At 40.7% G+C, this 20,512-nt stretch carries 12 protein-coding genes and 1 pseudogene; 9 read left to right on the forward strand and 4 right to left on the reverse strand.

What is annotated here, in order from left to right; all coding sequences use genetic code 11:
• Positions 1 to 121: 121 nt before the first annotated feature.
• The 4 genes from GXP67_RS26265 to GXP67_RS26280 all read left to right on the forward strand — a co-directional run bounded on the left by GXP67_RS26265 (position 122) and on the right by GXP67_RS26280 (position 7,821).
• Positions 122 to 895, forward strand: a complete 774-nt coding sequence (locus GXP67_RS26265; RefSeq protein ID WP_162445873.1) for an FkbM family methyltransferase — start codon at positions 122 to 124, stop codon at positions 893 to 895.
• Positions 896 to 941: 46 nt separating this feature from the next.
• Positions 942 to 2,066 carry a glycosyltransferase family 4 protein gene (locus GXP67_RS26270; RefSeq protein WP_162445874.1) on the forward strand — a complete coding sequence of 375 codons (1,125 nt, stop codon included), beginning with the start codon at positions 942 to 944 and terminating at the stop codon, positions 2,064 to 2,066.
• Between the two features lie 66 nt (positions 2,067 to 2,132).
• Complete coding sequence (locus tag GXP67_RS26275; RefSeq protein WP_162445875.1) at positions 2,133 to 3,203, forward strand: glycosyltransferase family 4 protein; 1,071 nt, start codon at positions 2,133 to 2,135, stop codon at positions 3,201 to 3,203.
• 277 nt (positions 3,204 to 3,480) lie between these two features.
• Positions 3,481 to 7,821, forward strand: coding sequence for a PKD domain-containing protein (locus GXP67_RS26280; RefSeq protein WP_162445876.1), 4,341 nt, complete (start codon positions 3,481 to 3,483; stop codon positions 7,819 to 7,821).
• A gap of 183 nt (positions 7,822 to 8,004) precedes the next feature.
• On the opposite strand, the gene GXP67_RS26285 is transcribed toward GXP67_RS26280, so the two are convergent.
• Positions 8,005 to 8,490 (reverse strand): siphovirus Gp157 family protein, encoded by a 486-nt coding sequence (locus GXP67_RS26285; RefSeq protein WP_162445877.1) that lies wholly within the window; start codon positions 8,488 to 8,490, stop codon positions 8,005 to 8,007.
• Positions 8,491 to 8,742: 252 nt separating this feature from the next.
• On the opposite strand from GXP67_RS26285, the gene GXP67_RS26290 reads away from it, so the two are divergent.
• The 4 genes from GXP67_RS26290 to GXP67_RS26305 all read left to right on the forward strand — a co-directional run bounded on the left by GXP67_RS26290 (position 8,743) and on the right by GXP67_RS26305 (position 14,942).
• The gene (locus GXP67_RS26290) at positions 8,743 to 9,972 is read left to right on the forward strand and encodes an exonuclease SbcCD subunit D C-terminal domain-containing protein (RefSeq protein ID WP_162445878.1); all 1,230 of its coding nucleotides are present in this window, start codon (positions 8,743 to 8,745) and stop codon (positions 9,970 to 9,972) included.
• A 114-nt stretch (positions 9,973 to 10,086) separates the two neighbouring features.
• The gene (locus tag GXP67_RS26295) at positions 10,087 to 13,740 is read left to right on the forward strand and encodes an AAA family ATPase (RefSeq protein WP_162445879.1); all 3,654 of its coding nucleotides are present in this window, start codon (positions 10,087 to 10,089) and stop codon (positions 13,738 to 13,740) included.
• 471 nt (positions 13,741 to 14,211) lie between these two features.
• On the forward strand, positions 14,212 to 14,505 hold the full coding sequence (locus GXP67_RS26300; RefSeq protein ID WP_162445880.1) for a hypothetical protein: 294 nt from the start codon (positions 14,212 to 14,214) through the stop codon (positions 14,503 to 14,505).
• Positions 14,506 to 14,612: 107 nt separating this feature from the next.
• Positions 14,613 to 14,942, forward strand: coding sequence for a tRNA-binding protein (locus GXP67_RS26305; protein WP_162445881.1), 330 nt, complete (start codon positions 14,613 to 14,615; stop codon positions 14,940 to 14,942).
• A 73-nt stretch (positions 14,943 to 15,015) separates the two neighbouring features.
• On the opposite strand, the pseudogene icd reads toward GXP67_RS26305, so the two are convergent.
• A pseudogene (gene icd / locus GXP67_RS26310) lies at positions 15,016 to 16,256 on the reverse strand (NADP-dependent isocitrate dehydrogenase).
• Between the two features lie 118 nt (positions 16,257 to 16,374).
• Between icd and GXP67_RS26315 the strand changes: the two are divergent.
• A complete protein-coding gene (locus tag GXP67_RS26315) occupies positions 16,375 to 17,142 on the forward strand; it encodes a GIN domain-containing protein (protein ID WP_162445882.1) in 768 nt (255 codons plus the stop codon).
• A 74-nt stretch (positions 17,143 to 17,216) separates the two neighbouring features.
• Here the strand turns inward: GXP67_RS26315 and GXP67_RS26320 are convergent, their stop codons facing one another.
• On the reverse strand, positions 17,217 to 18,275 hold the full coding sequence (locus tag GXP67_RS26320) for an LIC11966 family surface protein (RefSeq protein WP_162445883.1): 1,059 nt from the start codon (positions 18,273 to 18,275) through the stop codon (positions 17,217 to 17,219).
• 77 nt (positions 18,276 to 18,352) lie between these two features.
• On the reverse strand, positions 18,353 to 20,479 hold the full coding sequence (locus GXP67_RS26325; protein WP_162445884.1) for a S41 family peptidase: 2,127 nt from the start codon (positions 20,477 to 20,479) through the stop codon (positions 18,353 to 18,355).
• Positions 20,480 to 20,512 lie beyond the last annotated feature (33 nt).

Consider the following 20,512-nt stretch of genomic DNA (forward strand, 5'->3'; position numbering starts at 1 on the left):
GTAATAAAAATAAAATAACTTGTACAGTTCTTGTGATCCTGTTCTTTAACCAGATGGGTAGTATTTGAATAAATAGCAAACAAAGCCTACATTTGGTGGTTGAAGCCCAACAAACCCCGGCATGTTTTCAGCTAAGAAATATATTAACCTGATCCGTTATATTAACAACTGGCCTCATTATTTTACGGCTAAGTATTTTGATTCCAGCCAGGACCCGGTAAAATTTACGGCGAAACATCAGGTAAGGGTGCAAGTGCCAAAAGGGGGAATTATGCCCATTTTCAAGGAAATTTTCATGGAGGATCTCTATGAAATCGATTTTCTGAAAAAGCGCTTGCCTGATAATCCCGTGATTGTGGATGTGGGAGCCAACGTAGGTTTTTTCTCTTTGTTTATGGCTTCGCAATTTCCTAAAGCAGCTGTTTATGCTTTTGAGCCATTGCCTGGAAATTTCAAACACCTGGAGAAGCATTTTCAGTTAAACCCGGATAAAAAACTGGTAGCCCAGAACAAAGCCGTTGCCGGTAGTAAAGGTACCCTCACTTTACATTATAATCCGGAAGTAAATTTTACAGCGCTTGCTTCCATGCATACCACGTTTGATGCCTCGAATACCCGGCAAGTGGAGGTAGAATCGGTAAGTTTGCCAGATATCTTCAATCAATTTAATCTTCAGAAAATAGACCTGCTTAAATTAGATTGTGAAGGCGCAGAGTATGATATTTTGTATCAATGCCCGGCAGAGTTGTTTCCCAGAATAAGCCAGATTGCCATGGAAACGCATGCAGGTAAAAAGCCAAATGAAAATACAGAAGCCTTAGCCGCTTATTTGCAGAAACAGGGCTATCAGCTCAAGTCGGATGCAAACCATTTTATCTGGGCATGGAGAAATTAATGGATAGTTGGAATTTTATAATTCATTGATCATAGGCCTCTGTCGCATGAAAATAGCCTTTTTCTGTTCTTCTGAAGCCTGGGGCGGCCTGGAAATGAACCTGTATAGGCTGGCGGTCAGGTTGAAAGCGAGAGGACATGAGATCAAGGTATTTGCTTTTCCAGGAAGTTCATTTTTTCAGCAAGCGCAAAAATCTGGTTTATCACCGGTAGCTTTACGGGTGAAACGCCACTATACAGATTTCCGCTCGGCGGCCAGATTAGCCAGACTATTGAAACAGGAAGAGTATAAGGTTTTACTGTTTTCTATTGCAAAGGACAATTATATAGCCGGCTGGGCCAAGATTTTTTTCTATCGGCAACTGCATATTATCTATATCCAGCAAATGATTCTGGGTATTCCGAAAAAAAGCCTTATCCAGACATTTTTGTACCGGAATCTTTCAGCCTGGGTTTCTCCTTCACACGTACTTGCCACACAGGTTACCCAGCAAACACATATGCCAGTGGACCGCATTCACATTGTTCCCCTGGGTATAGAAACAGAAACATTTTCCAATCATACTATCGGTAAGGCAGAGGCTCGCAGAAGATTAGAACTTCCGAAAAATGTGTTTATGGCTGGCACTGTTGGCAGACTTGATCCTTCCAAAGGACAGGATGTATTGATAAAAGCTATCGGTTTGCTGAAACAAAAAAACATTAAAATACATGCTTTATTTGTAGGCAAAGAAACATTTGGTGATACCCGTAAATACCCCCAATCGCTCAAAGAATTAAGCATACAGCTACAGGTAGAAACTCAGATTCATTTCAGAGATTTCACTTCAGAGCCTGCGCTTGCGTTTACTGCCCTGGATGTATTCGTGATGTCTTCGCATGCGGAGGCTTTTGGCATGGTAACCGTTGAAGCTATGGCCTCAGGATTGCCAGTAATTGGGACACAAACGGGAGGTACGCCAGAAATACTCGAAGAAGGAAATTTGGGTTTGCTTTTTCCGCCTAACGATCACAAAAATCTGGCAGAGGCACTTGAGAAAATATACCTGGACGCTGATTTACGAAAAACTTTAGGCGTAAAGGCCAGGCAGTCAGCCATTCAGAAGTACAGCTATCAGGCGCAATGTACATTACTGGAAAATGTAATAAGTAAGATATTGCAGGAAAATTGAAAGAATGGCACAAGCAAGCCTGTATTTTCGCATCTTCGCTTATAATAGCAAAACTCAAAGGTTAGCATGAAAATTAATTTTGATGTAACATCTCTCGTACGGGAAAATCTGACAGGTATTGGTGTCTATACTAAAAATCTGATTCAAGCCATTCAACAATTTCCCGGTATAGAATGTACCGGTACCTACCGCCTATCCAGATTCAAGAAAAGAAAGCTGATTGAGTTGCATGCTAGCTTACCCGTAAAACCCTATCTTCCGGTTATTTCAGGCTATTTGCCTGCTTCTTATGATATTTTTCATGGACCTGACTTCCGCATTCCCGTGGGACACTCCTTCAAAAAAGTAGTTACTATTCATGATATGGTGGTTTTTCAGCGGGAACTGGTAGACGAAAAATTTTCGCAGGCTGGCATGGCAAAAATGAAACGCATGCTTTCCAGGGGAAAACCAGATCATATTATGGTTGATTCTGCTTTTACACAAAGCGAGTTTCTTAAACATTTTCCGGAATGGGAATCTCAAACAACGGTTGTGCACCTGGGCATGGATCATATCCGGATACAAACTGAAAAACTGCCGGCTATTTATGATTTTCCTTATGTGATCTTTGTTGGTACTGTAGAAAAAAGAAAAAATGTGAGCCGCATTATTGAGGCATTTGCCCAGGTTTCTCCAGCCTATCCTGACCTGCGTTTACTGATCATTGGGGGAAAAGGGATGTTATCCGGACCGATATTCAACGAATTGGAAGCAAATCCGGCAAAAGATAAGATTATCTACAAAGGGTTTGTAACTGAGAATGAACTGATCGCTTTATATCAGCATGCTTTGTTCACCTTGTATCCATCCATGTATGAAGGTTTTGGTATTCCGATCCTGGAATCTATGCGTTTGTCCTGTCCGGTGCTCACCAGCAATATTGGTTCTATGGCAGAAGTAAGCGGCCAGGCGGCCTTGCATGTAAATCCTTTTGATGTAGAGGACATTACTGCAGGTATGATTCAATTGCTGGAAAACCCGACTTTACGTCAGCAACTCGTAGAATCAGGGCATGAGCGGGTAAAACAGTTTACCTGGCAAGCTTGTGCAGAAAATACCATCCAGGTATATAAACAAGTACTTTCTGATAAGTAATCCGTTATTTTTAAGATATTGTGCTTTTTGGTAAATCAATTGCTGCCTAATAAAACGGTCATCCTTTCCTAGCCAGCGCCATTAGTTTTATCCTGTAAATCATTTAAGTACTTGTATTTCTATACTATGTATGATAAGCCAGGAATGTAGATTGAAAATAATGATACCGAAGGATACTTTTAACTTTTTCTTGCATTAAAAGCAGTTTCCAATTTCTTTTCAAGCTTCTTTTTTATTTGTGAAACTGGCTGTGTTGGGTTCGTTTAAAGGTATTTCTATGAAAAAACGTTTACTGGTTTGTTGTATTCTATTGCTTTGGGTAACAGGTATTCAGGCGCAAAAGCGTCCGTTTCAATTTCATCTTTCTACAAAAAAAGGAGACTACCTGCCGCATACCTTAATTGTAAAATACAAGCCTGAAGCCATTCTGAAGAAAACAAATAAGGCTAAGTTTGCACCGGATTTTAGTACATCCCTAAAAAAACTGGGTGTGAAAGAATCCAGGCAGTTGTTTAACTGGAAAAAGCCTGCAAACCATGCACAAAACATCAATAAAAATAAAAAAAGCTACTTTAGCCAGCTATCTCTGATTCACCGGATTGAACTAGATCCATCTGTAGATCTGCAAAAAGCCATTAACCTGCTGCTTTCAGATCCAGCTATAGAATATGCCGAGCCTATTCCTGCCAGAGCGATTCCTTTACATGTTCCTAATGATACTTACGCCAGCGCACCAACTGGCGATCCCTATGCTGGGAGTATATACAATGGTAAGCAGTATTATCTTTCTACAATTAAAGCCTATGAAGCCTGGGATGTTCAGAAGGGTGACCCCAATGTGACAATCGGAATTATTGATTTTGGGATAGATATAAACCATGAAGATTTGAAGGATAATATTAAGTACAACCTGGGAGAATATGGACTGGATGAACTAGGCGATGATAAACGTACCAATGGCATAGATGATGATGAAGACGGCTATACTGATAATTACGCCGGATGGAATGCGGTACGAGACAATGGAGACCTTAAAGAGGATACACATGGTACAAGGGTAGGGGGTGTTGCAGCAGGTACGCCGGATAATGGAAAAGGTATTGCAGGTGTAGGATATAATTGTACGTATATACCCGTAACAGCCTACGAAATCAATAATCCGCTTTTTTATGGATGGTATGGGGTAGAATATGCCTTGCTGAAAGGTGCTAAAATAATTAACCTGTCTTATGCCACTGGCCGGAAAGACCAAAGTGGATATAGCCAGGCAGAGCAAGATCTGATCAACATTATTATAAATGATTTTGATGCAATCGTAGTGGCAGCAGCCGGAAACGAAAATGGGGAAATAGATTATTATCCTGCTTCTTATGATAATGTACTTTCGGTAGGTGCTTCGGATGCCTATGATGTAAAAGCAGGGTTTGCTACCTACAGCAAACACATAGATATTATGGCACCAGGCTATTTGGCACAAACGACCATAGACAACAGTTTGATAGCCGGTGGCTATGGTGCCGATAATGGAAGTTCCTATGCGGCTCCGCAGGTGGCAGGTGCTGCAGCATTGATTCGCTCCCAGTTTCCAAATCTCACCGCCACAGAAGTTATGCAGCGGTTACTGGCTACTGCTGATGATATCTATAATCTGCCGGGGAACGCAGCCTATATTGGCAAGCTGGGTAAAGGCCGTTTGAATGTGTACCGGGCTGTAACCGAAATGGTGAAAATTACCGATACTGAGATTAAAGGATTTGATAGCCGTCCGTTTTTATGGGCCAATCAGGAAGCAAGCTTTTCTTTTGAATATTTCAATCATATTAACCGCCTGAACGATTTTCAGGTGTCGCTCTCAACAAATTCTCCTTACATTGATATTCTGGATGGCACTGCTGCCATGGGTTTTCTGGACACTCAGGAAACCGTAGCACAGGATGGTGATCCTTTCCGTATTTTCGTAAAACAAGGTACACCTGTTAATACGAAAGTTACCTTCAAACTAACCTATACAGATGGCATTCACACCGGGTTCGATTATGTAACCTTTATTGTAAATCCTGATTACCTGAATATTGATATAAATGAAGTGCAGTTAACAGCAACCAGCCGGGGTAGGGTAGGATTTAATGATATGCTGAAAGCAGATGGAGGAATCGGTGTGGTATATGGAAATAAATCCTTGCTTTCTGAAGCCGGTCTGATGCTGGGCACTTCTGCTACGAAAGTTTCTAATAATATCAGTAATGTGCCAGGCGTAAGTAAAGACAATCTTTTCACTACACTTAAACAAATCTGGTATAACAGCAGTAACAATGCTGATATTTCAGCCGGAGGTATATTTACAGATACAATAAGCAATGCCAACCAAATAGGGCTTGTGGTAACTCACCAGTCGTATGCCTGGCAGGAAGCGCCAAATGATAAGTATGTAATTGTAGAGTATAAGATTAAAAATGTGGGGAATGATGCAATTACAGACCTATATGCTGGTATGTTTGCCGACTGGGATATTGGAGATAAAAGCGGCAATGTTGTACAATGGGATGCTGCCAATCAACTGGGTTATGTATACAATAAGAATTCTGGAAATGTATATGCCGGGGTTCAACTTTTAAGCAGCCAGACTCCACATTATTATGCCCTGGATGATATTTCCGGAACCAATATGTATGATGGCTTTTCGAAAGCTGAGAAGTTTGCTGTGCTTTCCGGTGGCCTTACTAAGACGACTTCTACTGATGGCGCTACCGATGTTGCCCATACCTTGTCTGCACAAATTCAGAATCTACAGCCCAATGCAACCATTACGGTGGCCTTTGCTTTTCTGGCTGCAGATAACCTGACTGATTTAAAGGCTGCTGCCCAGGTCGCTAAAGCTAAGTTTATCGAAGTGAAAACTGGCCCTGTTCCGGAATTGCCGGATATAGAAGCTTGTAAAAATGAGGCTATGAGCCTGGCGCCATTGAATGGAAATGTGTTTAAATTATACAATAGCTTCCCATTAACTACACCCATAGCCCAGGGAAACACGTTCAATCTTGGCCTAATTACCAAAGACAGTACCTATTATCTGACCAATGTTGATTCACTATACGAAAGTGAGCCGCTGACTTTATTGGTGAAAAGTATCAATCATATTTCAGCGTTTAACATGGTTGAAGATACCATTGGCTTGCAGGAACAGGAATTATTACAGGTACTGGATAAAACAGCAGGAGCAGTAAAATGGCAGTGGGATTTTGGCGATAACACGACCAGTAAGCAGCAAAATCCAACACATATCTACGCAAATCCGGGTAAATACACCGTTAAATTAACTACAGAAAACAGCATGGGTTGTAAAAATACGGTAACAAAAGAAGTATTGGTGGTAAATGGTAAAAAAAGCCTCACGCCGGATGTATCTCCCGTTACAATCTGTATCAATGAAGGAGTAACAGTTTTACCCACTAATGGAACAAATTTCAAACTTTATAACAGCCTTCCATTAACATCTCCCGTAGCTGCCGGAAGCTCATTCTTTGTAGGCAATATCACCAGGGATACAGTCTTGTATGTAACCTGTACAGATTTTCTGTTTGAAAGCGAACCGGCGGCTGTAAACATCAAAGTAGCGCCAATTCGGGCCAATTTTACTTTCCTGAAAGATACACTTAGCTTATTCGACAATGAAAAATTAAATCTGGCCGACAAAAGCCAGCATGCTGTAAAATGGCAGTGGGATTTTGGTAATGGTACAACCAGCCGGCAGCAAAATCCCGGGTATACATATACTATACCTGGTGAATATACAATAATGCTAGAGGTTGAAAATGCCAATGGATGTAAGGATAGTTTTACACGGGATATTGTAGTCGTGAATGGCAGAAAGAGCTTAAAGCCGCTCGTTTCCAATATCAATGCTTGCCGCAACGAGTCTGTGCAGGTAGCACCCGGTAATGGTGAGCTGTTTAATTTTTATACCAGTTTACCACTCACTTCCCCCGTTGCTACCGGAAAAACCCTGGAATTGGGTCAAGCCCTGAAAGATACCCTGTTGTATGTAACTTGTATCGATTTTCTGTATGAAAGTGAACCAGTAGCTGTTCAGATAAAAGTATCCGGCATTAGCGCCAATTTCCAGATTTCTAAAGACACCATTAACCTGGAGCAACAGGAAATACTGAATCTGACAGATAAAACCAGTGACGCTGTAAAATGGCTGTGGCAATTTGGCGATGGACAAACCAGTACGGAACAGAATCCTTCGCATCTGTACACAGAAACTGGAGAATATACCATTATTCTGCTGTCAGAAAATGCATCTGGTTGCCAGGATAGTCATACTGCCTATATTACGGTTGTTCGTACCACCGGTCTTGCCGAGGAATTAAGCAAAGCCATACAGATATTTCCTGTACCTTCTACTGGTAAAGTATATTTGAAAGCAGAAGATAAGTTTAGTCTTTTGTTACCTGCTCAAGTTCAGGTAATTAGCCAGTTAGGACAGATTGTTCATGAGCAGACAATTTACTCAGCTAATCAGACCTTTGATTTGACTCACTTGCTTAAAGGCGTATATATGGTGCGGATTTCTTCAGGCAATCACCAGGTGATGAAGCGAATTATTCTGCAATGATTGTAGTAGTGACTAGTGGGATTAAAAGCTGTAAGTTTATATCTGACCCATACAGCAGGTTTAGCAAAAAGCATAAAACACAAAAGGCAGGTTTCCCTGCCTTTTGTGTTTACAAGCCTTTAGAAAAGCAAAATAGTCTTTCAAATCAGATTTGCTTAATACTTTGTACTCAAATCTCACTGATCACCTTATTACCGGATGCTGGTTTTCCTGGACATGTGCGCCAGGTACATTCTCCCCAGATTTAATAGCACGTTTGATAGCCAGCTTATCGACCTGAATATCCAATTTTACCGTTTTAAAGCGGTCAGGTATTTTTTCCGCATCTTCAATAACACATTCCTCACTATTTCGTACACCGATGCTATGTGTGCCAGTACGTATATTTCCAAATTCCTGTACCGCCTGTACCAGTCCTTTATGTAGAAATTCCAATACAGCGGTATTCTTACGTTTAAGCATTTGCAGCCGTTTTATCTCCTCATCGATCCGGTCATTCTGTGTATTCAGGTTGCCGATAAATTCTACATAGGCCAGACTTTTAGCAGATAATTCATCTGCATTAATAGCAAGCGCCTGCTCAATTTCAGGTGTCAACTCTCCATCGTTCTGCTCAACTTCACTTAACAGCCTTGTGTATTCCTGGCGGATGTTTAATAATGTTTTCATGCGGTAAATTATTGATTTATAGGGCTTTTATAAGTGCTTTTTCCTACTTAAATATAACAAAAAACCGGCAGTTTTCATTCATGCATTTCCTGTTTTTTCGGGCTTGTTTTCCATAAAAATAAATGACTTTATAAGCCTTTGTAAGCCAATCTTTTTGCACTCCAAAGCAAAATTATTCGCCTGCCCTCTACTGATTGTACAGCGAAACTTTGTTAATTTGTATAATAAGCCATTTACAAACCACGCTCGATTATGCGCATTTTACATACTTCCGACTGGCACATCGGACATCGCCTGCACGATAATGAACGCCAGACAGAACACCAGTTTTTTCTTAACTGGCTGCTTGATATGATTGAAACACACCGCATAGAAATGCTGATTGTAGCTGGAGATATTTTTGACACGGCTAATCCGACCAACGAAGCGCTGTCGCAGTATTATCATTTTCTGAGGGGAATGATCCAGACTTCCTGCAAGCATATTATCATCATTGGTGGAAACCATGATTCATATGGTACCCTGAATGCACCTAAAGATATTCTCAGGTATTTTAATATCCATATTGTAGGCAAAGCCCATGAGAATTGTCAGGATGAGATCATTGTGATTAAAGATAGCGCTGACAAAATCCAGACCGTAGTTTGCGCCGTGCCTTTCCTCCGGGACCGGGATATCCGGCAGGCGATTAGTGGCGAAAGTTATGCAGATATTGAACGGCGTATCAAAGATGGCATTATCCGCCGCTACCGTATGCTGGCCGATTGTATCCAAACCTATAAGACAGGCGATTTCCCAGTTATTGCTACCGGCCATTTGTATGCTGCCGGAGGTGATTTTGCTGATATAAACGACCGGAGTGAACGGGATATTCATATCGGGAACCTGGGCCAGATTCGTGCCGACCAGTTTCCTGCAGAGTTTGATTATATTGCCTTAGGCCACCTGCACCGGCCACAAATGGTAAGTCAGCAGCAACACATCCGTTATGCCGGTTCGCCCATTCCGCTTAGTTTTAGTGAGTTTTCGGATGATAAAGTAGTTCTGCTCTTGAATTTTGAAAGAAATCATATGCAGGGAATTACTCAGATTCAGGTGCCGCGCTGGCGTAAACTCGTCCGGCTGAAAGGTAATTTTACCCAGATTGCCAATCAGATACAAGTGCTTGAGGATGGACAAGACAGAATGAAAATATGGGCGGAAGTAAAAGTAGAACTCGATCAGTATGAACCTTATATCACCCAGAAAGTGAATGAACTAGTGAAAAACCGCAACATTGCCGTGCTGAAAACCCAGGCCATTTATACACATTTACACCAAAGCCTTGATGAGCAACTGGGTAACACAATGGCGTTACATGAACTTAAACCGGAAGAGGTTTTGCGCAAAAAATGTGAAAGTGAAAAGTTCGACATAGATGGCTATCCGGATGTGTACAGTGCCTTTAAAGAACTGCTTTCGGAAATGGAAGAAAACGATTAAAACAGTGATTGAGCGAATGAGTGATTGAGTGAGTATTTAAAATTTTGGATTAAGATTTTTTCGCTCCTGCATCTAATTACCCATTCACTCCTTCACTCAACCACTCATTCGCAAATGAAAATACTCAGCGTCAGGCTAAAAAATATAAATTCCCTCAAAGGCGAGCACTTTATTCCTTTCAACCAGAGCCCCTTTACTGAATCAGGTTTGTTTGCCATTACTGGTCCTACCGGAGCGGGCAAAAGTTCGATTCTGGATGCCATTACTCTGGCCCTATATGGATGGGCACCCCGTTTTAACCGGGATAATCCCATTGAGATCATGAGTTACCATACGGCAGATTGCCTGGCTGAAGTGGAATTTGAAGTAAAAGAGAAAGTGTACCGTTCCAAATGGTCGGTGCACCGCAGCCGGGGCAAAATAGATGGGGAGATTCAACAGCCAAGGATGGAACTTGTGGATGTACTGGCAGATGTAATTCTGGAATCCAAAAAGACAGATGTTATTAACCGGGTGACCGAAATTACCGGGCTCGATTATTTCCGTTTTTTGCGTTCGGTAATGCTGGCTCAGGGTGATTTTGCCGCTTTCCTAAAAGCCGATGAAAAATCACGTGGGGAACTGCTTGAAAAAATCACTGGTACAGATATTTATACCAAAATTTCCAGACGGGCTTTTGAAAAGCAGAAAGAGAAAAGACTGCGTTTGGAGCAACTGGAAGCCATGCTGGATGTAGCCAGATTACTTTCCCCTGAACAGAAAGAAAATTATCAGAATCAGATAATTGATCATAGGGACAAGAATAAATTATTGAGCCAGGAAGCCGAAAAATTAGCTTTACAAGTGCAATGGCTGGAAAATATGGAAACTTTGCGTAAACGTTCCATTCATCTGAAGGCCGAATTACAGGAAGCACTCGCTACGAAACAAATTTTTCAACCGGAACTGGAACGGTATGAAAATCATTTAAAAACCATTGCTTTCCAGCCCTTATACCGGGAAGTAGAAATTGCAGAAAAACAGAATGGGGAAATTCTACAGCAAATTGGTCTGATAAATCAGGATATTCCACGCCTGGAAGAGGGCAGAAGGCAAACTATGTTGGATGTACAGGAAGCCCAGCAGCAATATCTTCAGGCCAGAGCCTATCAGGCGGAGACATTACCTTTGCTCGAACAAACGGTAGGTGTTGACCGGGATCTGATATCGCTGCAAGAACAGTATACACAAGCAGCACAGGAACTTGAGCAGTCTATACAACAAGAGGATGACAGCCGGAAACAACTTCTGGAAAAACAAGCTGAACTCACTGAATACCAGCAAAAACAGAAATCTATCCGAGCTTATTTACACGAGCATTCCCAGGATGCATGCCTGGAAGCGGAAATACCTCTGGTCGAACAAACCTTAACTCATTTCTACCAGACAACACAAAAATTATCTGAGCACCAGCAAGAATGGAATGTCACGAACGAAAAATACCGCAAAACCCAAGGTGAAATAAAAGGGCTTGAATCACAGATAAGATCAGAAGCCCCTGGGTTAAAATGGAAGGAAGCGCAGCTTGCTGATATAGAAAAAAGTGTCGCGACTTTACTGGCTGGAGAGGAGCCTGAAGAGATTGAGGCAAGCCTGCAACACTATGAGCAAGCCTATACTGCCCGATGGAATCAGGTTAATTTTGCCAAATCGTTTGTTGAGCGGAATGATGGCATGGCGCTGCTCCATACAGAAATTGAGCAGTACGACCAGCTTTTCAGTGCAAAGCAATCTGAGTTGGGTATTTTAAAAGATAAATTACAGCAAGCCAGAGAAAAATGGATACTGCTACAAAAATTGTGTGAACGGGAGAATCTGATTCTCACCTATGAAGAAGCCCGTCATAAACTCGTTCCTGGTGAGGAATGCCCTTTGTGTGGTTCTATACACCATCCTTTTGCCAGCCAGCTCCAGCAGATTCATCTAAGTGAAACCGAGCGGCAGCGCAATGAACAGGAACTGGTGGTAGAAGACATAGAATTGAAGATGGAAATCCTGAACAAACAGCTGGTTGAGCTGGAGTCTAACCGGAATTCTGCTTTCAAAAACATACAGAATTATAGCCGTGAACTGGCAGGTATTGAAAGGCAATTTGAAGAATTTAATCAGCAGTTACAGGAAGACAACCGCATTAGTAACCTGCACTTAGTTAAACAGAGACTGGAAGAGAATGTATCCCAAAAAGAACGGCTGCGGACACTTGTTCAGGAATACAAGCAGAAAACAAAACTCTGGAATGAGTATAAAACACAGCTTGATGAGAAGAAACGGCAATTGCAGCAGGCAGAGAATGAGCTCGAAAAGTTACAATTGATTTCAGACAACAGCCATCATTTGCTGGAAGATCTACAAAAAGAAATACAAATTCTGCAACAACGCATCCAGCAGCAGCAAGTGTCATTAGAAGAAATGGTTTCTGATTATGGTCTTGCTATTCCCGCTGAATCTATCAGACAAACCTGGATGCTTGCCCTAAAAGAACGGGCTACTGTTTATCAGCAATACAAACGTCAGGACAAAGAAACAGAAGCACAGCTAAACACGCTTACTGTAGAAATAGCAAAAATCGAAAGTGCTTTTAGGCAGTTTCAGCAACAGGTTAGTAAACAGCAACAGGAAAAAGAACTGTTCAAAGAACGCATCATGGTTTTACAGGAGCAGCGCAGGGAATTGTTTGGAGATAGAAATACTACATTAGAAAAAGAGAAATTGAATGCCGCCATAGAGCTGTGTAGGCAAAAAGTACAGGAAGCTGAAAAAATATTGCAGGAAAGACAAGAAAGGCTTTCTATTCGGAAGCAGCAGTTGACAGACAAGCAACAGCAACTTATTGTGGGAGAAACACAAGCAAGTCAGCATAGAATACGTTTGCTTAGCGGCACTCAAAAAGTAGGCTTTGCAGATCTGGCGCATTTTCAGGAGTGTGTGCTGGAAGAAGAAGAAGAGGAAGACCTCAAGAAGCAAAAAGAACGCATAGACGAAACCATAAACCGCCTGAAAGGAGCATTGGATAAAAACGAGCTGGAACTCAAAGAACAGGGTGCCAGAGTACTCACAGAATCAGGAATGACTGAACTTACAGATGCATTGAAAACAATTCGGACGGAAAGAGAACGGCTCATCGCAGATACAGCCAGAGTTGAACAGATTCTGGAAGAAAATTTCAGATTACAGGAACAGCATCAGCAGCTCACAGAAGATATAGAAAAATTCAGGCGGGAATACGAACGCTGGAAAATTCTTTCAGACATGATTGGGTCGGCTACCGGAGCGGAATTCAATATTTTTGCACAAGGACTTACTTTATCCAGACTGGTTGTGCTGGCAAACCGTTTTCTGGAGAAATTGAATCCACGGTATCATATCCGGCGAAAGCCACATACTGACCTTGAACTTGAAATTATCGACCGTTATCAGGCAGATAATATCCGTACCATGAAAACCCTGTCGGGAGGAGAAACTTTTCTGGTGAGTCTTGCCCTAGCCTTAGGTTTATCGGACCTGGCCGGTAACAAAACCAGAATAGATTCCCTGTTCATTGACGAAGGCTTTGGTACACTCGATCCACAGACTCTGGATATGGCCATTACTACATTAGAGAACCTGCAGGCTACCGGTAAAATGATTGGAATTATTTCACATGTAGAAGCTTTAAAGGAGCGAATTACTACTCAGATTCAGGTAACCAAGCAAAGTGGTGGGGTAAGTACAATTCAAATAAATGGGTGATATTATCATGTACTATTTGTAGTGATTTTGTATAATTATCTGGCTAAGCTATTAACTAGAGAATAAATGTTAATTTTTCATTATGGGTACTGACAATAATTTTCATTTGTATTATTCTGCTAATTTTCTGAAGTAATTATCGAATACATAATAAGATACTTTATTAAGTAATATATTTATAAAGCGCAGAATTTAATATTGATTAGTTGATAATTTATGGACTTTGCTAATAATTCAGCATTTTAAAAAGAAACTTTATGTTTAATAATAATTTTAAAATTATTATTAAACAGAGGGAAATTAAATTTCGTTAATATTATTAATTGCGTAATATTATTTGCTGTATTTATTGATCTATGGTATTTTCGTGTCTGCCTATCAGGTAAATATTTATTTTTTTGAACACTTCCTAATCTGGAAACTTTTTAGCATATTTGTTACGTATGTAGTAAAAATCATATATGTTTACCTATGATACGCAGCACAGAACAATCTACATCACCAGCTATCACTTATAATGAAGCTGTTGATTTAATAAAAAATAATAACCAGGCTACATTAAGCAGTCAACCTTCTGATGCTTCTGATCAGGTTCTCCGCCGGAATCTGCTTCAGGAAATTCAGGAACTGGAAAGCAAAATAGAAGAAGTGAACCAGTTGCTTTGCAAAACATCCCTGGAATACATGGTTCGCTTTCAGTTAAAAGATGACCTGGAATATTATCATGGCCTGATTGAAAACAAACGCCACCAACTGGGAGCATAAGCCTTTCCAGGTTTATGTTCTCCTTCTATTGCCTAACACCCACCTTCCTATTTTTCTTTCATACATTGGATTTCAGCTTATAAAGCTGTTGATACTATTTTAAATAGATGATCACCTGGGCAGATTTTGAAAAAATTGACATCCGGGCAGGAACTATTATTGACGTTCAGGACTTTCCAGAGGCAAGGAATCCAGCCTATAAACTCACTATTGATTTTGGCAACCTGGGTGTTAAGCGTTCCAGTGCACAGATTACTAAGTTATACACTAAGGATGTATTGCTTCACAAGCAAATTATTGCTGTAGTGAATTTTCCACCCAAACAGATAGCTAATTTCTTCTCAGAATGCCTGGTATTAGGCGTATTGGGAAATAATAAAGAAATCACTTTGCTCTATCCGGAGCAGGCTGTAGAAAATGGAAGCAAAATAGCCTGATTTAACTGCGAATGTTATATAAATAAAAAGGCAGTTTTTGGCTGCCTTTTTGATGAATTAAGAATTTTTGCTATTAAGCAGAAACGCCTACAGGTTTCATATTCTTGATAATTTCCGTTCCGAATTCAGAACATTTTAATAGAGTTGCTCCTTCCATCAGCCGCTCAAAATCATAGGTCACCCGCTTTGAACCAATAGTTCTTTCCAGACCTTCATAAATAAGAGTAGCAGCTTCCTGCCAGCCCAGATATTCCAGCATCATTGCACCAGACAGAATTACCGATCCTGGATTTACTTTATCCTGACCTGCATATTTAGGTGCTGTACCATGGGTAGCTTCAAAAATAGCATGTCCGGTTACATAATTGATGTTGGCACCAGGCGCAATTCCAATCCCACCCACAATAGCAGCCAATGCATCAGAAATATAATCACCGTTAAGGTTAAGGGTTGCTACGACTGAGTATTCTTCCGGACGAAGCAGAATCTGCTGCAAGAAGGCGTCGGCAATTGCATCTTTTACAATTATCTTATGTCCATCCTTCTCTATTATTTGCCATGGACCTCCATCCAGATCTTTAGCACCAAACTCATTTTTCGCTAATGCATATCCCCAATCCCGGAAACCACCTTCAGTAAATTTCATAATATTGCCTTTGTGTACTAGGGTAACACTAGGTTTTTTATGGCGGATCGCATATTCGAAAGCAGCCCGGATCAGCCTTTCAGAGCCCTCTTTAGATACAGGTTTTACACCGATGGACGAAGATTCAGGGAAACGGATTTTCTTTACGCCCATTTCTGCTTTCATAAAGTCCAGGATTTTCTTTACTTCCGGGGTGCCGGCCATCCACTCAATACCGGCATAGATATCTTCAGTATTTTCCCGGAAGATAACCATATCAGTTAAGTCTGGGCGCTTTACCGGTGAAGGTACGCCTTCAAACCAGCGCACCGGACGTAAACAAACATATAGGTCAAGTTCCTGGCGCAGGGCTACATTCAAAGAACGGATACCACCCCTACAGGCGTAGTCAGCGGACCTTTAATTCCCACCAAGTATTCCCGGAATTGGGTAAGAGTTTCTTCAGGAAGCCAGTTGCCAGTCTTGTTAAATGCTTTTTCCCCAGCCAGTACTTCTTTCCATACAATCTTTTTCTTGCCATTAAATGCTTTTTCAACAGCGGCATCAATTACCCGTACAGAGGCAGCCCAGATATCGGGACCTGTACCATCGCCTTCAATAAAAGGAACCACAGGCTGATCAGGCACTTGTAATACGCCGTTGCTAATGGTTATTTTTTGTCCATTCATAATTCGTAGGTTTATGTTTCTCAAAAAAAGTCAGTGTACAAAGGTAAAAATCTTTTCTAATTTTCTGCTTTACCGTACATTTCTTTAAGAAAATGGGAAACTTTGCCTGGAGAAAGATATGGATTGTTTTCAAATGCGAAAAATAGCCACAAGTGTTATCAATTTCTTAGGAACAGGAATATTATTATTTAATGTATCCTGCAATCAGGAGCATGCTTTTGATTGTGCTAAAAGTACCGGAGAAATCCTACAGGTTGAGAAAGTAGTAACTCCCTTTCATTATGTTATTCTGGAAGATAATATAGATCTGGTGGTTAAAAACGGAACTGATAATGTGGCTACTGTGGAGGCTGGCAAGAACCTGATGCCAAAAATTGCTCTCCAAAGCCAGGGAGACACATTAATTATAAGTAATAGGAATACCTGTAACTGGTTGCGGAATTTTAAGCACCGCATCACTGTTTCACTCACCCTTCCAGAAGATGCTGTTTCACTCATTCACCGGGGATATGGTACAATTAATAGTTCAGATGTATTACAGGTTGATAATCTCACCATTTATTCTCTGGATGCCGGGGGAAATATTGATTTACAACTCAATGCTGGCATAGTAATAGCATACAGCAATTCGCATTCATTTATCCAGTTGAATGGCCGGGCAGATAATCTGGATATATGGATGCATAAAGGAATAGGAAGAGTATTTGCTGAGAAATTGAAGGCTATAAACTGTCATGTAAAACATGAAGGAAGCAATGAAATCAGGATATTTCCAGTGCAGGAAGGCAATGTAGAAATTTTTGCAAGTGGCAATGTGGTATATTATAGCGAGCCGCTTACTATGAGCAGTAATATTAAAGGGACTGGCAAACTGATAAAAAAATAAGGAGGTGGCCATTAAAAAGCCATGGGTACTAAAACAATTAATACCCATGGCATATCATAACTATTAATCTAGAATTATCTTGAACGGGGTGTGTGTTTATCAAGTAAATTCTGGGAAGCTTTGTTCCAGTTTTCAAGCAGGTCTTTGCGGCTGGCGTACAACTGGTTATTGGTCTTATTAAATTCAGTAATACCTTTATTCATTTCTTCCAGTGCTTTGTTATACTGGTTTACATCAGCCTGCGTACGTTCTTTTTCACGTTTGGCTTCAAAGGCTTTTTTGATTTTATTAAAATTTTCTTCTTTCAGGTAAAAATCAGTGATGATTGCCATTTTCTGTGTGCATTCCTGCTTGTAAAATTCAAGCATCTGCTTAGTAGCTGTAACCAATGAACGGTCGCCGTTAAATGCATGAATAGTATCTAACTTGGAAAGCCCTTCTTGTGTATATTGTATCAAAGAATTCTTGTTTTGCTCAATACCATTGATATTTCTGTTCTGAATGGCATCCAGCATATACATTTCCTGCTTATAATTCTTAAAAAAGATAAGATATAAAGCCCGCTGATACTCATTTACTTTACCAGTCTTTTCTAATTTCTCTGATAATTCATCCTTGGATTCAACCAGATTCACTTTGTGTTTGGCTGCAAAAGCCTTTTCCATAGCCTGTAATCTCTCACCGGCTTCACTTACCTTACGGCTGGCAATTTCTTGTGCCAGCAGATACGCTTCCATGGCATCATACGACTGTTCGGCAACTTCCTCCAGGTTCATAATCTTTCCATAATCATCATTCAATACATGGTATGAAATTGTGAGATAACGTACTGTAGAGTCCCTTAGGCTTTTATCCCCCTGAAAAGCACCCATAGTGGCAATGTTTCTGCGAGCCTCGGTTACTGTTTTCATGAGTGTCTGGCGACGGTTTTCCACTTTCCTGGCGCTTTTTCCATGGGCAACGGCGCTGGTATAACTTAAAAAATCTTTGTTGATTTCCCTGTATTGCTGGCCAATAAACGACATATACGAACCTGCATCTGCAGGTGCCTGGCCTTTGGCCATTGGTAAACCGGCTAACAGAATCAGACATACTAGAATAAAAGCCTTGAATGGGAGTAAAATTGTTTTCATAAAAGGAGTAAACTGTGAATAAAGAATGTGAAATCATTGAAAAAATGGCAGGAACTAAAACCTGTTCTTGACATTTGTTATTTATTCCTTTGCAGTAGAATTAAGTCACCAATAATTTTATAGCTTTCTTCGATATAAAAACTATGTTGAATGCTTTGAAGGGTATGATCGTTGAGTTCTTTTCCGTAACTATCCATGCGCAGTAATTCTTTGTCGGAATTAGTATTCTCCACTGTATATATTTCTGTTTTTTTCTCCCTTACTTTTTCTATCGCTTCATACCAGTTATACATCTCAGATGCTCTGGTTTTAAAATAAGTCAGCTCTAGAGGAATAGTCTGGCTTGTTTCCTTAAAAAAATCTGGCTGGATTTCATTGAGCTTTTTCACCGTAGCAAAGGCTGGATGACTACCTATTCTATCCGCACTCTTTTGGGAAAGAGAGGTAATAGGTAAAGCTGGAAGGGCTGTATAATAAATTTTTCTGGCTACAGAATCGGAAGTAAGTGCGAAAGGATACATACTCTCCCTATGATAGAAGTTCTGGTAAATATCTGGCAACACTACATCTGGCTTTACGCCTTTTAATTGTGCACTCGTGCCAGTAATCCGGTATAATTTACTCACCGTTACTTTGGCATAACCTGCCTGAAGGTTAGGTTTGACACGGTTAACGGGATGAATATGAGAGGTATCCAGTGGTAGGATAACCTGTCCGGTAGATTTACCAAAAGTTGGAGAGCCTACAATAACAGCCCGGTTATAATCCTGTAAGGTGGCAGCCAGTATTTCGGAAGCAGAAGCACTCTGGCCGTTTACCATTACTACCAACGGCCCATCGTAAATAGTACCCCGGTTATTATCTTTTAGTACACTAGGTTTAGTCCCTCTGTCATGAATCACACACAAGGGACCTTCGTTGATAAAAATACCAGCCAGGTTGATGCCTTCGGTGAGTGAGCCGCCACCATTAAAACGAATGTCCAGAATTAAACCTTCTATGTTTTCATGCTTAAGCTTTACAATTTCTTTCGCAACATCATTGGCACAACCCTGACTGGAGGAATTTTCCCATTCGGTATAAAACCCAGGCAGCGAAATATAACCTATCTTTTTATCGCCTTTCAGAATAAAGCTTTTTACAATGTTTTCATCTGCCCGTATTTTCTCTTTCAACAGCGAAACAGTTTGTAGGCCACCATTACTTTTTCTGACGGTTATTTCCAGTTTTCCAGTGGCAGATGTCTCCAGTATTGTTTCCACTTCGTCTATATCTGCTCCCGCCAGGTCAGTTTCATCCTTTCCCTGCCATTTTAATGCAGTAAGTACATCCCCTTTATGCAGCTCATTGGATTTCCAGGCCGGACCTCCCGGCGTAACGCGTGCAATCTCAATATCTCCATTGTCTTTTTCATCCAGGTCAATGCCAAAAGATAAACTTTCGGTAGATAAGGCTGCTTCAAACCTGTCCCGGTCTGCCTTAGACAGATATACTGTATGCGGATCAAAACTGGCGGAATATGCCCTGAAAAATAAGGAAGCTATATACGATTCAAATCCGGAAGGATGTTCCAGAATCCGCTTGATTGCCCTTTTTTGAATGAGCTGTACCTTCTGGCGCATAGCTGGCTCTTTGGAAAGTACTTGTGCGCCTTTATCTGGTGCAGAAATATTTTTCTGGTCGTATAGGTTTACTAATTGTTGCAAGGTTTGGTATTTTAGCCATTTTTGCCACCGTAGAATATAATCTTTATCTGTAGCTGCAAAATCAAGGTTGTCTTCTATGTTGAGTGTAATGGTTTCTGAAGCCAGGAAAGTAAAAGGCTTCTGAAGTAATTCGCTGCTCATTTTATCGGCTTGTAGGAGCCTTTGTTTATAGAGGGCCGTTACTTGTGGTAGGAACTTCCAGCTTTTTCCATTGATCTCATCTGGCAAGGAAGTACTATACAGTAAAATAGCTTCTACATCTGGTGCTTTAAAATACACATGATCCGGATCCAGGAGATCAATAAATTTTAAAATAATCTGCCTGGATAGTTTTTCGTCCAGCTGTTTGGGTTGATAATGATTTTTCTCCAGAACCTTACTGAGAAGAATGGCTTCCTGCTGCAGGGGAGGAATGTTTTGCTGGGAAAACGAACAATGAACGATAAAAAATAGAAACGGTATAAGTCGGGAAAAATACCTGGAAATAGAGCGTAACATAAATTCTGGTAAACCGCTGATTATAGATTATAC

The sequence above is a fragment of the Rhodocytophaga rosea genome (assembly GCF_010119975.1).
Classification (GTDB): domain Bacteria; phylum Bacteroidota; class Bacteroidia; order Cytophagales; family 172606-1; genus Rhodocytophaga; species Rhodocytophaga rosea.

Bases quoted from the DNA above. Each gene is read 5' to 3' on its own strand.
- GXP67_RS26265 (WP_162445873.1), top strand. From the start codon at position 122: ATGTTTTCAGCTAAGAAATATATTAACCTGATCCGTTATATTAACAAC.
- GXP67_RS26270 (WP_162445874.1), top strand. From the start codon at position 942: ATGAAAATAGCCTTTTTCTGTTCTTCTGAAGCCTGGGGCGGCCTGGAA.
- GXP67_RS26275 (WP_162445875.1), top strand. From the start codon at position 2,133: ATGAAAATTAATTTTGATGTAACATCTCTCGTACGGGAAAATCTGACA.
- GXP67_RS26280 (WP_162445876.1), top strand. From the start codon at position 3,481: ATGAAAAAACGTTTACTGGTTTGTTGTATTCTATTGCTTTGGGTAACA.
- GXP67_RS26285 (WP_162445877.1), bottom strand. From the start codon at position 8,490: ATGAAAACATTATTAAACATCCGCCAGGAATACACAAGGCTGTTAAGT.
- GXP67_RS26290 (WP_162445878.1), top strand. From the start codon at position 8,743: ATGCGCATTTTACATACTTCCGACTGGCACATCGGACATCGCCTGCAC.
- GXP67_RS26295 (WP_162445879.1), top strand. From the start codon at position 10,087: ATGAAAATACTCAGCGTCAGGCTAAAAAATATAAATTCCCTCAAAGGC.
- GXP67_RS26300 (WP_162445880.1), top strand. From the start codon at position 14,212: ATGATACGCAGCACAGAACAATCTACATCACCAGCTATCACTTATAAT.
- GXP67_RS26305 (WP_162445881.1), top strand. From the start codon at position 14,613: ATGATCACCTGGGCAGATTTTGAAAAAATTGACATCCGGGCAGGAACT.
- GXP67_RS26315 (WP_162445882.1), top strand. From the start codon at position 16,375: ATGGATTGTTTTCAAATGCGAAAAATAGCCACAAGTGTTATCAATTTC.
- GXP67_RS26320 (WP_162445883.1), bottom strand. From the start codon at position 18,275: ATGAAAACAATTTTACTCCCATTCAAGGCTTTTATTCTAGTATGTCTG.
- GXP67_RS26325 (WP_162445884.1), bottom strand. From the start codon at position 20,479: ATGTTACGCTCTATTTCCAGGTATTTTTCCCGACTTATACCGTTTCTA.